This window comes from Roseobacter insulae, from assembly GCF_019375555.1.
GTDB lineage: Bacteria > Pseudomonadota > Alphaproteobacteria > Rhodobacterales > Rhodobacteraceae > Roseobacter > Roseobacter insulae.
This window is the reverse complement of the sequence record NZ_JAHXDN010000001.1, coordinates 257526-271026: the sequence shown is the minus strand read 5'-3', so window position 1 is coordinate 271026 and position 13501 is coordinate 257526. Positions and strand designations below refer to the sequence as shown.

The window sequence follows — 13501 nt, the reverse complement described above, 5'->3', positions numbered from 1 at the left end:
CTACTCCGTGTTCTGATCGTTGGCGGGCGTGCCGAAAAACCGGCGGCGGTTCCCCTCCCACGCGGCCTGACACTCGGTGTCGGCTTCGAGCGCTTCCGAAGTGAGCGAGCGGCAGCGCTGCAAGGTCTCGCGCAGCGGATCGTCCGAAACCATCGTCGCCGGTTCGACCGCACGCTCCTCTTCAAGGGCGCGCTGGAGTTCCATCGCCGCCATGAGCGCGGCGATCGCGCCCATGGCGATAGCGATCCCTTTCAGCGTGGTCTCGGCGGTCAGCTTCATCGCGGTCTACCGGAACATCCGCACGGTGGTCGGCTCGTAGCCGGAACCGTAGTCGAGGAAGCGGGTGAGGTTCTCACGGGCCTGCGCCTCGGCCGAGGCAAGCCGTGCTGCCTCGAGCGATTGCGCCCGGTTCTGCGCCGCGATGGCCGCGGTCAGGTCGGAAATCTGCTGGCTTTGCAGCGCGAGGAGCTGATTGCCGGCTTGGGTGGCCTGCAGGGCCCCTGTCGCGGCCTGGCTGCGGCCGACGAGGGCCTGCATCTCGGCCCGCGCGGTTTCGATATTGCCGACGACGCCCGCCTGCACCTTCAACGCGTCTTCGAACCCGGCAACGGAGGTGCGCCAGCGATCCTGCGCGCCCGCGATCATGTCGTCGAAGTCGCCCCGCGCGGCGGCTGCGCCGTAATCCTGCGTGAACGCCTCGTCGATCGTAGCGACATCATGGGCGATGCGCTGCGCCTGGCCCAGAAGTTGCTGGGTCTGCTGCACCGAAGACTGAAGGCGAGACAGTGAGGAGTAAGGCAAGCTCGCGAGATTGCGCGCCTGGTTGACCAGCATCTGCGCCTCGTTCTGGAGTTGGGCGATCTGGTTGTTGATCTGCTCCAGCGTTCGCGCGGCAGTCAGCAGGTTTTCGGCATGGTTCGTCGGGTCGTAGACGATCCCGCCGAAGCCGCCGCCGAAGAAGGCGTGGGCGGGCGGCGCGGTCGCGGGGGTCATCGCGACCGCGCTCGACAGCAACAGGGCCGCGGCGGCGCGTCCTGCCAGTTTACGTGTCTTGGTCTTGAACATCAGTTGTCTCCTTGTGGTCGTTGGCTTCTGGGGTGGGGGATGGGGTGGCCTCGATCACGGCATCGGAGGGACCGAGCAATTCGGTCGCCCAACCGAGATCGCGGCGGGCGAGCCAGGCGGCTACGAAGCCGTTCCTCCCGTGTTCTTCGAGGATCGCGTCGATGGCGGCGTGATCGGCTTTGGAAGACGCCGCCGTGAAGGCGAGCGCGACATCGCCCAAGCCGAGCGCGAAGAGTCGGTTGCCGCGGCGCGATTGGCAGTAATAGTCACGCTTGGGCGTCGCACGCGCGACGATCTCGATCTGCCGGTCGTTGAGGCCGAAGCTGCGGTAGGTCACCGCGATTTGCGGCTCGAAGGCGCGTTCGTTTGGCAGGAAGATGCGGGTCGGGCAGCTCTCGACGATGGCGGGCGCGATGTCGGAGCCGTCGATATCGGCAAGCGATTGGGTGGCGAAGATGACGCTGGCGTTCTTCTTGCGGAGCGTCTTCAACCATTCGCGCAGCTGCGAGCCGAAGGTCGCGTCATCGAGCGCGAGCCAGCCCTCATCGACGATGATCAGGCTGGGGCGTCCATCGAGCCGGGCTTCGATCCGATGGAAGAGGTAAGCAAGAACGGCGGGCGCAGCTGCGGAGCCGATCAGCCCTTCCGTCTCGAAGGCCTGGAAGTCGGCCGTGCCGAGCGCCTCGCTTTCCGCGTCGAGCAGCCGCCCAAATGGACCGCCGAGGCAGAACGGCGTGAGTGCGCGTTTGAGGTCGTTCGATTGCAGGATGACCGAAAGCCCGGTCAGCGTGCGCTCCTCGATCGGGGCCGACGCGAGCGAGGTCAGAGCCGACCAGAGATGATCCCGCGCCACTGGATCGATCGCCACCCCTTCGCGGGCCAAAAGCCCGGCGAGCCAATCCTGCGCCCAGCTGCGTTCCGCTGGGTCGTCGATCCGCGCGAGCGGTTGCAGTTGGACTGCGTCGTCTTCGTCGGACAGGGCGAGGCCGAGATCTTCCCAATCCCCGCCGCAAGCCATCGTCGCGCAGCGGATCGAGCCGCCGAAATCGAAGGCGAAGATCTGCGCGTTCTCGTAGCGCCGGAATTGCAGCGCCATGAGCGCGAGCAGCACGGATTTACCTGCGCCGGTCGGGCCGACCATTAGGATATGACCGACATCGCCTACATGGGTCGAGAACCGGAACGGCGTCGCGCCTTGGGTCTCGGCGTAGAAAAGTGGCGGGCCGTCCAGATGGTCGTTCCGCGCGGGTCCGGCCCAGACCGCCGAGATCGGGATCATATGTGCGAGATTGAGCGTCGAGATCGGCGGTTGCCGGACATTGGCATAGAGATGGCCAGGCAGCGATCCGAGCCAGGCATCGATGGCGTTCAGCGTTTCGGGGATGCAAGTGAAGTCGCGGCCCTGCACCACCTTCTCGGCGAGCTTGATCTTGGCGTCCGCCGCGCGTTCGTCTGCGTCCCACACTGTGATCGTCGCGGTGACATAGGCCGCGCCGACGATGTCGCTTCCAAGTTCCTGCAAGGCTTCATCGGCATCGAGCGCCTTGTTGTCGGCGTCGGAATCCAGAAGCGTCGAGGCTTCGTTGGTCATCACCTCTTTCAGGATCGCCGCGACCGATTTACGCTTGGCGAACCACTGACGGCGGATGCGGGTGAAGAGTTTGGTCGCGTCTGTCTTGTCGAGGCAGATGGCGCGTGTCGCCCAGCGATACTCGAAGGCCTGCGCGTTGAGTTCGTCGAGCAGGCCCGGCCAGGTCGATGTCGGAAAGCCGACGATGGAGAGCGTGCGTATATGGGCGTCGCCCAAGCGCGGCGCGAGGCCCGCGACCAAGGGTTCATCGGCGAGATAGGCGTCGAGATGCATCGGCGTCTCGGGCACACGGACGGCTTGCCTGCGCGTCGAGATGGTCGAATGCAGATAGCTCAACGTCTCTTCATCGGAGAGCCATGCTGCTTCCGGCATGAAACCTTCGAAGAGGTCGAGCAGCCGATCGCTGCGGGACCGGAACGCGGCGAGATGCTCGCGCGGATTCGCGACCTTGCTCGGCCCGTCTTCGAACAGCCATCCGCTGGCGCGGCTCGTATCGTCCGCCGGCGGCATCCAGGTCAATGTCAGGAAATAGCGGCTCTCATAGTGGGAGGATGCTTCCTCGAATTGCGCGCGCCGCTCGGCATCGACCAGCGCCGAAACCGGATCGGGAAATTCCGAGAGCGGATACTCGCGTGCCGGGATGCGTTGTGCTTCGACGAACACGGCCCAACCCGACCCCAGGCGTCGCAGCGCGCTGTTGAGGCGGGCCGCGGTCGAGACCAATTCCGATGGTGTCGCGGAGTCGAGGTCCGGTCCCCGGAAGGCTGCCGTCCGCTGGAAGCTGCCATCCTTGTTGAGGATGACGCCGTCAGCAATCAGCGCGGCCCAGGGCAGGAAATCCGACAGCAGCGCGGCCTTTGAGCGATATTCGGCGAGGCGCATCATCTCCTCACACCCCCATCCAGGTCGGATAACGGAGGTGGCGGCGCGCAACGTCTGCGATCTGCGCGTCATGCTTGGCAGCATAGACCGCGAGCATGTGGCCGATGGCCCAAAGAACGAGCCCGACAAGCCAAAGGCGCAAGCCCAGACCAACAGCGGCGGCGATCGTCCCGTTCGCGATCGCGATGGTGCGCGGAGCGCCACCGAGCAGGATCGGTTCGGTGAGTGCGCGATGCACAGGGGCGGTAAAGCCTGGAATGTCGGTGGGATCGCTCATACGAGTACGCCGCCACCGAAGGAGAAAAACGAGAGGAAGAAGCTGGACGCGGCGAAGGCAATCGACAGGCCGAAGACGATCTGCACTAGTCGGCGCGCGCCACCCGATGTGTCGCCAAAAGCGAGTGTCAGACCGGTGATGATGATAATCATCACCGCGACGATTTTGGCGACTGGGCCTTCGATGGATTCCAGGATTGCTTGCAGCGGCGCTTCCCAAGGCATGCCGGAACCGGCTGCTTCGGCCTGACCGGCAGCAAGCAGGTAGGCGATCGCCGCGGCGCTGACGTAGATGGGCCAGCGGGGAAAGAGGAGATTGAGTCGGCTGGTCATTGGGCATTTCCTTTCGCGGGGGTGAGAATTGGTTCGAGCGCGTAGTCGCCGTCGGCTGTGAGGCCGGTGACGCGAGCGAGTTCAGCAAGGCGGCGGTCCGCACCGCGCCCCTTTAGGATCGCAAGCACGTCGATCGTGTCCGCGATCAACGCGCGCGGGACGGTGACGACGGCTTCCTGAATGAGCTGTTCGAGACGGCGCAGCGCGCCGATGGCCGATCCCGCATGGATCGTACCGATGCCGCCAGGATGGCCTGTGCCCCAGGCTTTGAGGAGATCGAGTGCCTCGGGTCCGCGCACCTCGCCGATGGGGATACGATCCGGTCGCAGGCGCAGGGAAGACCGGACGAGATCTGACAGTGTTGCAACGCCGTCCTTGGTTCGCAGCGCGACCAGATTGGGCGTCGTGCATTGCAGCTCGCGGGTGTCTTCGATGAGGACGACGCGGTCGGAGGTCTTGGCGACTTCGGCCAGCAGCGCGTTGGTGAGTGTCGTCTTGCCCGTGGATGTGCCGCCGGCGACGAGGATGTTGGCGCGGGACGCGACCGCCTCGCGCAGCGCGTCGGCGGGCACCTCATCCATGATCCCGGAGCGCACATAGTCGTCGAGCGTGAAGACGGCGACGGCGGGTTTACGGATGGCGAAGGTCGGGGCCGCGACGACGGGCGGAAGGAGCCCCTCGAAGCGCTCGCCGGTTCCGGGAAGCTCGGCCGACACCCGCGGAGCGTCCGCATGAACTTCGGCTCCGACATGATGGGCGACCAGGCGAACGATCCGCTCGCCGTCGTCGGCTGAAAGCACCGCGCCCGTATCGCAGAGGCCTTCGCCGAGGCGGTCGACCCAGAGCCGACCGCATGGGTTGAGCATCACCTCGACGACAGCGTCCTCGTCGAGCCACGCTGCGATATCCGCGCCAAGCGCCGTGCGGAGCATGCGGGAACCGCGCTCGATCGCTGCTGATTTGAGAGTGTGGACGGTCATTCGCGGCCCCGCAATTGAGTACGGGGTCGATCAAGAAGACCGTTAATCAGTTATCGGCAACAGGTTTGAGGGCGTAGTAGTGCGGTGGCGTAGAGAGGCAGGGACAAGCGCGTTTTGCATGAAGTTGCGATGACGTCAGACTGTGGTTGTTCGGTCTGAAATGTCTTCCGAGACTTCCTTGGTAAGCGTTTTCCCCTTTGCGAGTCGCCGCCCGAGCGCTTCAACGAACCCGTCATAGCGTTCTTTGCCTGAAGCCTGTGCGGCCTCGCGCATCTCATCGGGCAATGGCGGCGTGGTCGTCAGCCAGAACTTCACGAATAGCGCCATGGCTTCATTGCCGATAGACTGATCGCGCTCTAGGCGCTCGACGGCCCGTGTCAGCCGATCCAGCCGGCGCACGATTGCGGCTTCGCGCTGATCCGCGCCGTCAGGCGAAAGAAAAGCCGCCAACGCCGCTTCCACGATCTGCGATTTGGAGACCATCCGACGCGCGGCCAGCGCCTCCAGCTCACCCGACAACGCAGGATCGAAATACACATTTAACCGGTCCTTCCTCACGGCCATCTCCTAGAGCTCGATTCCGTCATCGGGATCGAGCGAGGCTTGTCGCGCAACCGTGCCGAACCGATCACGCATGGCTCTTGCGCGCTGTGCATCGTCCTCCGGTTCGTCGTCGAGATCGGCAAACTCGCTGCGTGCCGGTGTTGGCTCAGGCGCGATGTCTTCATGTTCCGGAAGGTCGGGCTGCCTACGGATGCCGCCATCTGTGTCGTCGGTTGATGACTTCCGTTTCTTGGGCGGAGGCGTGGCGATCGGTTCGCGACCGCTCCAATCGTCTGCCGTGCTGCCGACTGACTCACCGCTGGCAGTGCGATCCGGTGGCGGCCCGATCCGCGCCTTGAACTGCGGATCGGTGTAGTAGCGTGCCTTCTCCGCGCGGACCGGCGGTGCGCCGGAGACCAGGACGATTTCGTGCGTTGGCGGAAGCTGCATCATCTCGCCGGGCGTGAGCAGCGGCCGCGCCGTCTCCTGCCGTGACACCATCAAATGCCCGAGCCAGGGCGACAGCCTGTGCCCGGCGTAGTTCTTCATCGCCCGCATCTCGGTCGCCGTCCCCAAAGCATCGGACACCCGCTTCGCGGTGCGCTCGTCATTGGTCGCGAAGGCGACCCGCACATGGCAGTTGTCGAGGATGGCGTTGTTCTGGCCGTAGGCCTTTTCGATTTGATTGAGCGACTGCGCGATAAGGAAGGCCTTGATTCCGTAGCCCGCCATGAAGGCGAGCTGGCTCTCGAAGAAATCGAGGCGACCGAGCGCGGGAAACTCGTCGAGCATCAGAAGCATGCGGTGGCTGCGCTTGGTGTGCAGATCTTCGGTCAGCCGTCTACCGATCTGATTGAGTACGAGCCGGATCAGCGGCTTGGTGCGCGAGATGTCGGATGGCGGCACGACGAGATAGAGCGTCACCGGCCTGTCGCCGGTCACGAGATCGTCGATCCGCCAGTCGCAGCGCCGCGTGACCTTGGCGACGACCGGATCGCGATAGAGCCCGAGGAAACTCATCGCCGTCGAGAGGACGCCCGATCGTTCGTTTTCGGATTTGTTCAGAAGTTCACGGGCAGCTTGGGCAACGACAGGATGCGGGTGATCGCCTAGATGTGGCGTGCGCATCATCGCCGCGAGCGTCGACTCGATCGGACGCTTCGGATCGGAGAGGAAGGCCGCGACGCCCGCCAAGGTTTTGTCGGCTTCTGCATAGAGCACATGCAGGATCGCACCGACGAGAAGCGAGTGGCTCGTCTTCTCCCAATGATTCCGTCGTTCGAGCAGGCCCTCGGGATCGACCAGGATGTCGGCGACGTTCTGCACGTCGCGCACTTCGGTATCGCCGCGCCGCACTTCGAGCAGCGGATTATAGGCCGCCGAGTTTGGATCGGTCGGGTCGAAGAGCAGCACCCGGCTGAAACGGGAACGGTAGCTCGCCGTGAGCTGCCAGTTCTCACCCTTGATATCGTGGACAATCGCCGAGCCCGGCCAGGTAAGGAGGGACGGAACGACCAGACCGACACCCTTGCCGGAGCGCGTCGGCGCGAAACAGAGCACGTGCTCTGGTCCGTCATGGCGGAGATAGCGCGACTGATAGCGCCCGAGAACGACACCGTCGTCGACGAACAATCCCGCCGCGCGCATATCTTTCTCTGTGCCCCAGCGGGCGGAACCGTAGGTCGTCACGTTGCTCGCTTCCCGGGCGCGCAGCACCGAAAGAAAGATCGCGACTCCGACGGCAGCGATCCCACCAGCACCCGCGATGATCGCGCCCTCCATGAAGACGCGCGGCGCATAGGCGTCGTACCAGTACCACCAAACGAATACGTTCCATGGCGGGTAGATCGGTAGGCCCAAGATGGTCGTTAGCGGGTCTCCCAGTTCGGATTGGAAGCCGAGCCGGAAGGCCACCCATTGCGTTGCGGCCCAAACGAAGAGCAGCGCTACGGCCGTGACGATGAGAATCTGGCCCCAGAGGATGGCAGTGGCCGGTGAAGTGTGTTTCTTCGAGGTCATAGAGTTCTCCGGGTCAGATCGACAGGCCACGCTTGCGGCCGAGCGACCAGTCGATGCCGCCGCCTGCCGTGACGGTCCCTGAGACGGTCTGGCCGAGATGCTTTTCGAGCTGGGGTTTCCAGGGGACGAGTTCGAAGCCCATCCCGTCATCGATCATGGCGAAGCGGCCGGATGCGAGATCGAGGCGTTGCTTGTAAATGCCCGCAACGGACTCGCCGTCGCCGGACTTGCGGAAGGACAGGCCGGTATCGTCTGCGATCTTGCTGGCAGCTCTATCGAGATCACGCTGACGCAGCGTCTTCAGGAGATCGCGCGCGAAGGCGACGCGCTGACCTTGCCGTGTCGCGAGGCCCTGGCCGATCAGGTGCTCCGCCCGCTTCTCCAGAGCGTCGCGGACCTCGGCGCCGAACCCGCCCTGCGCCAGCGGCGCGCGGGTCTTGGCGAGCGCCAATCGGTCGGCCCAAGTCGCGCCATCGGCTTCGACTTGCTTTTCCAGCGCAACGTCTGACCGCCCGACCAAAGCGAGGCGTCGCGCCCCACCATCCTTCCCGGCCCAGCTCCGCGTCTCGACGATCCCGCCGACCGGCGTGTCGCCGGTCAGATCGAGATCGCGGAATCGCAGGTGATGAAGACGCCCATCGACCCCGTCGATGATCGCGTAGGCTTCGCCCGAGAGTTCGTTGTGCAGCCCGCGATCGACCAGCTTTCCGAGGATCGCGCTCTCCGGCTGCCCCTCGATGGCGAAGTCGGATGGCGCACGGACCTGACTTCCCATCGCCCGGTGCATCGTCTTGATGATGTCGCCACGCACGGCCATTTCGCGCTGCGTTTCTTCCATCCCCGGCTTCAGCTGCCAGACCGTTGGTGCAAGCTTTTCGGCGAGGCCGAACCGTTCGAGAGATTGCGCGCGACCGATCATGCGACGCTTGAGGTCCTTATCGTCGAGATCCAAAGCGCCGGGGCGCAGGTCAGCAACGCCGAGCGTGTCATCCGCGTAGGACCGCAGTGCCCGGTCCAGGCCAGTCCATCGTTCGGCCTTCACTTCCGCGTCGAGACCGGCGGCGATCTCCTTCTCGGAGCGCGGTCCGAGTTCGAGCTCTACCAATTCTTCCGCCCGCCCACGCAATCCGCGGCTGATATAGTCGCGCGAGATGACGAGGTCTTTGCCGTCATCGGCCTTGCCGCGCACCAGCACATGAACATGCGGATTGTCGGTGTTCCAATGATCGACCGCGACCCAATCAAGTTCGGTGCCGAGATCGCGCTCGGCTTGGGCCATAAGATCGCGGGTGAAGGCGTGCAGATCCTCCATTTGCCCGGCGTCTTCTGGCGAGACAATGAAGCGAAAATGATGCCGATCGTCCTCGGTGCTGGCGGCAAAAACGCGGTCGTCGGCCTGCTCATGTTCTTTGTCGAACATCACCGCATTTCGGCCATCCTTGGTGACGCCCTCGCGCTTCAGATAGTCGAGGTGCTTGGCAAGCGGCGCCGAGCGAAACTTCTGGCCGCGATGTCTAACGATCCGCGCATTCACGACAACCCGGCGCTGGGTTCGCGCGAGGCCTCTTGAGATTTGCACGAAGCGTCCTCGTCCAAACGTCGAACGACCAGCGCGACTGCCGCTCGTCCTGAAATGATTGCCGTTATGCCCTGCCTTCTTCGCGGCGCGCATGACCTGTCCGACGAAGCTTTTCGCCCGTTTGGCCGAGGGGCCTTTGTCACGGATGCGACCCGGTTTGATGCGGATGTCGTTATCGCGCTGACTCATGCTCGTGCTTCCCAAATATCAAGCATGGCACGGTGAAAAGCGCGTAAAATCAAAGGAATAACTGTAGGCGCAGCACTGTGGCTAAGCTCGCAGCACGCGAAAACCCCAACAACAACAACGCCGTAGCGCCCCCGCGCGTCCGGCCTTTTATCTTGCCCTCCCGTCGTTGAGTTGGTCTGCAATCCTCCGCCTGCCGAATTCCATACGAAGCAGCACGACGGAACGGGGCGCGGCCAGATCGGTGCAATCATCGGTCTGACTCCCCGGTTCTGGAGACGAAAAGCGGGTTTGGTTGGCTGTTCTGAGAACCCGATTGGCGGGGTTTTTCGGCAGACCGAACATCAGCGGATGCTCGGTCTGGCTCTGCACTGCGTTGCGTTTCACCCGAAGTTGATACCGATGCAAAGATCGGTGCGGACTGCCACCGATCGGCAGAAACTGTGCGCACCGGCTGCAACGGCGCTGCATCCGAAAAGCCAAGCTCTTGCGAAAGCGCGGCAACGTAAAGACGGGTCTCACGCGGCAAGGTGCGCCCAGTTCGCAGGTGCTCGGCATACCGCCCGGGGCCAGCATTGTAGGCCGCGAGAAACCCCGGCGCGCCGAATTGGTCGTACATCTGTCGCAGATAAGCGGCACCTGCCAGGATGTTCTCGCGGCGGTCGAACGGGTCCGAGCCGAAGCCATGAGCGGCGCGCAGCTCCGCCCAGGTGCCGGGCATGATCTGCATTAGACCCATTGCGCCGGCACTGCTGACGGCGCGTGAATTGCCCGCACTCTCGGCCTGCATCACGGCGCGTATCCAGCGCTCGGGGATGCCGAAGCGTTGCGCCGCTTCTGTAATGTAGGCGTCGATATCGGAGCTTGGGGTAACGGTTTGAGCGGAACGGGAAACCGTGTCCCGCGCGTTAGCGGCGGGCGGATTGGTGCAGCCGGAAAGCCCGATAAGGATCGCGGAAGCGGCGACAAGACGACGGCCGGGAGGAAGGAGGAAAGCCATCCGTTCAGCCCTCCCGCGTCCAGATCGGCACCGCGCGGCCGATGATCGTGTCGCGTGGCAGCGGCCCGAAGTACCGTCCGTCGAGGCTCGCCTCGGTGTCAGGATTGAGGAAGAAGATCTGATCGTCGGTGAGCCGATGACAGCCCTGCCAAACGGGCATTGGGCGGTCGAAACGGTCGCGGTCTTTCGCGGTTGTGACGGTCGCGCCATCGACGGTGATCGCTCCGCCGACCCTGCACACGCGCTGTCCGGGAAGTGCGGCGACGTGCTTGATGAGCGGAACGTCGGGCCTAATGTAGCCGCGCTCCAGAAGCCAGTCGCTGAGCGCAGACGGCGGTTCCAAGACGACCAGATCGCCGGTGTTGGGTGTGTCGAGTGGCTGCACGGCATAGAAGCCGATGGGAACGCTGGATGAGGCGTTCCAGATGAGGATTGGATTGGCACGGACGAACGCAGAGAGTGCGATCAGGGCGATACCGGCGCTGCCGATAAGAAGTGACGGACGCGCGCGGGTCATGCCGCCAGCGCCCGTCTTCTGAGCCAAGCCTTATGCCGGAACGGCGTGTATTGGCGTGGTTCGAGATTGCAGCTCAGGCGTTGATGGACGTGCCGCCAATGATCCGGACAGACCTCTTCCGGCACGATGCTTTCCGCCTCGATCTGGTCGACGGCGAGCAACACGGCTTCGACCTTTGACCAGCCCGTGAGGCGTAGAAGACTAATCCCACCGGGTGTAACGCATGGCACCGTCGAATAGCGCTCACCGAGGCCGACAGCCTGCAGGATGTCGATCCGACTTTCGACCGTCCCGTAGTCGTTCGCGGCCCAGCGGACGAAGGCGAAGACGCTGCCGGGATCGAGCCCGACCACTCGAACCGACCGGCTTTTGATCGTCTCCTGAACGATCCGACCGAAACGCAACCAGCGTTCGATGCGGCCTTCGATCCACGTCAGTTCGATGAAAGTGCGCGCGCTCATGAACGCTTCTCGCCGCTATAGGCTGGCGAAATGGCGGCATGACGCTTGGCTGGAAGAACGGTGTCGCCGGTGTTGTCGGAGGTCGAGCGTTTCTCACCGCGGCTGACCCAGGCTTGCAGATCGTCGACCGCGTAGACGACACGTCCGCCGATTTTGGAGTACCGTGGGCCGGTTCCGTAGGTGCGGTGTTTCTCCAGCGTTCGGCCGGACAAGCCGAGAAAACGGGCAGCTTCGGGGGTTCTGAGATAACGCGGCGGCAGGCCGGCATTGGGATCGGGCATTTGGGGCTCCTCTGGTCATCGCGGGTTCCTCGCGGGATGCGAAGGACAGCTCGCGGCCAGAGAAGCGGAGAAGTGGACATTAGGGGGATGACGAAGGTGTCGGGCGAAAATCGTCACCCCTCGAAAGCGGACAACATCTGGTCATTTGATGGGATGTCGAACCTCATGTCAGGGTTCCGTGAAAGTACCTATTCTTGCGACCGGGCTGCTGTCTTTCCGCGCAACAGCTGACGATAACCGTCGCTGACGAGCACCTCACCATATCTTGCAAGACGTGCCACCTGCGCCTTCAAGGCGCTTGTTTTCCAGGGTTCTGCGCCAATTCGACCTGCTCCGAAATAGGCTATGGCGATGTCGCGCAGACGCGCACCGCTTTGCTTCGCGTCGGTCGTTCGCAGCGCATGACCGATGCGACGTCGGCGTTGATCTGTGAACAAAAAAGGCGTTTTGCGACCGTGCCAGACGGTTCTCAGACGCTGCGCCGTGTCGATGCGGATGGACCAATCGGGATCGAGCGGGAGTAGGATTCCGAGTGGTTGTTCAGCGACGAACGAGTTGTCGGACACCAAGACCAAGCCTGTCCGCAGACAGGCCCAATGCCTCCCGTTACTCCCCCGTCGTGCTTGAAGAATGATGCGATCAAGTCGGATCGGCGGCATTCGCCCATCGGATATGGCGGACACAAGGACGGAAACGGCCGGCGCGACCATGGGCCTCCAATATAGGCGCGCGTCCATTGCGCGCAGCTCTGGATCTACCGGGAAATCGCAACCCCCAGGCGGCTGCTTCCGCATCGGACATGGTTGGGAAGTCATTCCGATAGCGCGGATTGCGCCTCAGACACTCCCAGGCAAGACCGGATGCATCGAGATCCTTGATGTAATCGTAGTCGGCTTCACTGCGCCAGTTTTGTGACATGACTGCACCTCCAACGAAGAGCCGGTGCGGGATAGCGACCGGTGATCGATGAATATTCTCGCGCTAAACGGGAATTTGTAGGGGTACAGGTGGCATATGGCGATGCGCCGACGGCATCACCGCATCTGTGAATTCTTGTCAGGTGGCTTGGGAATGGAGAAGATCGCGATAGCCGTTCTCGGTCATCCAATGCGCGCGTCGAAGGTGCCCGTCATGCAGCCTTCGGGCGCGTTCTGGATCATTGCTCGCATCGATCCCGAACAGGATTCGGACAATCTCACCCAGCGGTGCGCCGTCCGCCTCTGCGTCGAGCAATCGCGCATAGAGCATGAGATGCTGCCGGTCATAGTCGGTGACGGAACTACCTGAGGGAGGAGTATCGGCAAAGTCGTTGGCGTTCTTTTTTGTCACTTCTTTCCCCCTCAAGCGCGTGCCCGTGTCACTGGTTAGTGCCTTATTGTAGCCTATGCTGGCAACCATCCGACAGTTGAACGGTCGTTTTCCCGCTGTCGGTTCACACCGACGCCTGCCGTTCCGCGTATTATAGCGCGTCGCACTAAAATACGCGATAGGCCTTTGTCGACGGATGGATATCCGTCACACATTTGGTAACAATCTCAAGCATTACCGGACTCAAGCAAACATGAGCCAAGCCGCGCTTGCGGTAAAAATGGGCATTGATCGCGCGCATGTCAGCGCGATGGAGCGCGGTCAGCAGAACGTCACGATCGTGACGCTTTGGCATGTCGCGCAGGCACTGGACGTTGAGCCGTCTGCGTTGTTGGAAAACCGAGGCAAAAACCAAAACGTCGTTGATAGATGAACTGCTGAATTGGCGGCAACGCGGGACATTGCTGCCGTTCCTCCTGT

17 protein-coding genes are annotated in these 13501 nt (G+C 63.1%); 1 reads left to right on the top strand and 16 read right to left on the bottom strand.

Going from position 1 to position 13501, the window contains the following annotated elements; all coding sequences use genetic code 11:
- The 16 genes from trbK-alt to KX928_RS01255 all read right to left on the bottom strand — a co-directional run bounded on the left by trbK-alt (position 1) and on the right by KX928_RS01255 (position 13042).
- A complete protein-coding gene (trbK-alt, locus tag KX928_RS01330) occupies positions 1 to 279 on the bottom strand; it encodes a putative entry exclusion protein TrbK-alt (RefSeq protein ID WP_219498054.1) in 279 nt (92 codons plus the stop codon).
- Between the two features lie 6 nt (positions 280 to 285).
- Entirely contained in the window at positions 286 to 1065 is a 780-nt protein-coding gene (gene trbJ, locus KX928_RS01325) for a P-type conjugative transfer protein TrbJ (RefSeq protein ID WP_219498052.1), read from the bottom strand.
- Entirely contained in the window at positions 1043 to 3541 is a 2499-nt protein-coding gene (trbE, locus tag KX928_RS01320) for a conjugal transfer protein TrbE (protein ID WP_219498049.1), read from the bottom strand. Before trbE ends, trbJ begins: the two co-directional genes overlap by 23 nt.
- A gap of 4 nt (positions 3542 to 3545) precedes the next feature.
- Complete coding sequence (locus KX928_RS01315; RefSeq protein ID WP_055086476.1) at positions 3546 to 3815, bottom strand: VirB3 family type IV secretion system protein; 270 nt, start codon at positions 3813 to 3815, stop codon at positions 3546 to 3548.
- Positions 3812 to 4147 carry a TrbC/VirB2 family type IV secretion system protein gene (locus KX928_RS01310; protein ID WP_219498047.1) on the bottom strand — a complete coding sequence of 112 codons (336 nt, stop codon included), beginning with the start codon at positions 4145 to 4147 and terminating at the stop codon, positions 3812 to 3814. The genes KX928_RS01315 and KX928_RS01310 overlap by 4 nt, the downstream gene beginning before the upstream one ends.
- Complete coding sequence (gene trbB, locus KX928_RS01305) at positions 4144 to 5079, bottom strand: P-type conjugative transfer ATPase TrbB (RefSeq protein ID WP_219500023.1); 936 nt, start codon at positions 5077 to 5079, stop codon at positions 4144 to 4146. Before trbB ends, KX928_RS01310 begins: the two co-directional genes overlap by 4 nt.
- 183 nt (positions 5080 to 5262) lie before the next feature.
- Positions 5263 to 5691 carry a ribbon-helix-helix domain-containing protein gene (locus KX928_RS01300; protein WP_219498045.1) on the bottom strand — a complete coding sequence of 143 codons (429 nt, stop codon included), beginning with the start codon at positions 5689 to 5691 and terminating at the stop codon, positions 5263 to 5265.
- A 3-nt stretch (positions 5692 to 5694) separates the two neighbouring features.
- Complete coding sequence (locus tag KX928_RS01295; protein WP_219498044.1) at positions 5695 to 7689, bottom strand: conjugal transfer protein TraG; 1995 nt, start codon at positions 7687 to 7689, stop codon at positions 5695 to 5697.
- A 13-nt stretch (positions 7690 to 7702) separates the two neighbouring features.
- Entirely contained in the window at positions 7703 to 9457 is a 1755-nt protein-coding gene (locus KX928_RS01290) for a relaxase/mobilization nuclease domain-containing protein (RefSeq protein ID WP_219498042.1), read from the bottom strand.
- Between the two features lie 247 nt (positions 9458 to 9704).
- Complete coding sequence (locus KX928_RS01285) at positions 9705 to 10454, bottom strand: lytic transglycosylase domain-containing protein (protein ID WP_219498041.1); 750 nt, start codon at positions 10452 to 10454, stop codon at positions 9705 to 9707.
- Between the two features lie 4 nt (positions 10455 to 10458).
- Positions 10459 to 10971: a S26 family signal peptidase gene (locus KX928_RS01280; protein WP_219498038.1), complete on the bottom strand. Its 513-nt coding sequence runs from the start codon at positions 10969 to 10971 to the stop codon at positions 10459 to 10461.
- On the bottom strand, positions 10968 to 11432 hold the full coding sequence (locus tag KX928_RS01275; RefSeq protein ID WP_219498037.1) for a DUF2840 domain-containing protein: 465 nt from the start codon (positions 11430 to 11432) through the stop codon (positions 10968 to 10970). Before KX928_RS01275 ends, KX928_RS01280 begins: the two co-directional genes overlap by 4 nt.
- Positions 11429 to 11713, bottom strand: a complete 285-nt coding sequence (locus KX928_RS01270) for a helix-turn-helix transcriptional regulator (RefSeq protein ID WP_219498035.1) — start codon at positions 11711 to 11713, stop codon at positions 11429 to 11431. Before KX928_RS01270 ends, KX928_RS01275 begins: the two co-directional genes overlap by 4 nt.
- 188 nt (positions 11714 to 11901) lie before the next feature.
- Positions 11902 to 12279: a DUF2285 domain-containing protein gene (locus KX928_RS01265; protein WP_308342243.1), complete on the bottom strand. Its 378-nt coding sequence runs from the start codon at positions 12277 to 12279 to the stop codon at positions 11902 to 11904.
- 73 nt (positions 12280 to 12352) lie between these two features.
- A complete protein-coding gene (locus tag KX928_RS24280) occupies positions 12353 to 12631 on the bottom strand; it encodes a transcriptional regulator domain-containing protein (RefSeq protein WP_219498031.1) in 279 nt (92 codons plus the stop codon).
- A 138-nt stretch (positions 12632 to 12769) separates the two neighbouring features.
- The gene (locus KX928_RS01255) at positions 12770 to 13042 is read right to left on the bottom strand and encodes a DNA -binding domain-containing protein (RefSeq protein WP_308342046.1); all 273 of its coding nucleotides are present in this window, start codon (positions 13040 to 13042) and stop codon (positions 12770 to 12772) included.
- 175 nt (positions 13043 to 13217) lie between these two features.
- Here KX928_RS01255 and KX928_RS01250 point away from each other — a divergent pair, with 175 nt between their 5' ends.
- Complete coding sequence (locus tag KX928_RS01250; RefSeq protein ID WP_219498028.1) at positions 13218 to 13454, top strand: helix-turn-helix domain-containing protein; 237 nt, start codon at positions 13218 to 13220, stop codon at positions 13452 to 13454.
- Positions 13455 to 13501: the final 47 nt, after the last annotated feature.

Excerpts from the sequence above, each read along its gene's own strand:
- trbK-alt (WP_219498054.1), bottom strand. The coding sequence starts at position 279 with ATGAAGCTGACCGCCGAGACCACGCTGAAAGGGATCGCTATCGCCATG.
- trbJ (WP_219498052.1), bottom strand. The coding sequence starts at position 1,065 with ATGTTCAAGACCAAGACACGTAAACTGGCAGGACGCGCCGCCGCGGCC.
- trbE (WP_219498049.1), bottom strand. The coding sequence starts at position 3,541 with ATGATGCGCCTCGCCGAATATCGCTCAAAGGCCGCGCTGCTGTCGGAT.
- KX928_RS01315 (WP_055086476.1), bottom strand. The coding sequence starts at position 3,815 with ATGAGCGATCCCACCGACATTCCAGGCTTTACCGCCCCTGTGCATCGC.
- KX928_RS01310 (WP_219498047.1), bottom strand. The coding sequence starts at position 4,147 with ATGACCAGCCGACTCAATCTCCTCTTTCCCCGCTGGCCCATCTACGTC.
- trbB (WP_219500023.1), bottom strand. The coding sequence starts at position 5,079 with ATGCTCCGCACGGCGCTTGGCGCGGATATCGCAGCGTGGCTCGACGAG.
- KX928_RS01300 (WP_219498045.1), bottom strand. The coding sequence starts at position 5,691 with ATGGCCGTGAGGAAGGACCGGTTAAATGTGTATTTCGATCCTGCGTTG.
- KX928_RS01295 (WP_219498044.1), bottom strand. The coding sequence starts at position 7,689 with ATGACCTCGAAGAAACACACTTCACCGGCCACTGCCATCCTCTGGGGC.
- KX928_RS01290 (WP_219498042.1), bottom strand. The coding sequence starts at position 9,457 with ATGAGTCAGCGCGATAACGACATCCGCATCAAACCGGGTCGCATCCGT.
- KX928_RS01285 (WP_219498041.1), bottom strand. The coding sequence starts at position 10,454 with ATGGCTTTCCTCCTTCCTCCCGGCCGTCGTCTTGTCGCCGCTTCCGCG.
- KX928_RS01280 (WP_219498038.1), bottom strand. The coding sequence starts at position 10,971 with ATGACCCGCGCGCGTCCGTCACTTCTTATCGGCAGCGCCGGTATCGCC.
- KX928_RS01275 (WP_219498037.1), bottom strand. The coding sequence starts at position 11,432 with ATGAGCGCGCGCACTTTCATCGAACTGACGTGGATCGAAGGCCGCATC.
- KX928_RS01270 (WP_219498035.1), bottom strand. The coding sequence starts at position 11,713 with ATGCCCGATCCCAATGCCGGCCTGCCGCCGCGTTATCTCAGAACCCCC.
- KX928_RS24280 (WP_219498031.1), bottom strand. The coding sequence starts at position 12,631 with ATGTCACAAAACTGGCGCAGTGAAGCCGACTACGATTACATCAAGGAT.
- KX928_RS01250 (WP_219498028.1), top strand. The coding sequence starts at position 13,218 with ATGGATATCCGTCACACATTTGGTAACAATCTCAAGCATTACCGGACT.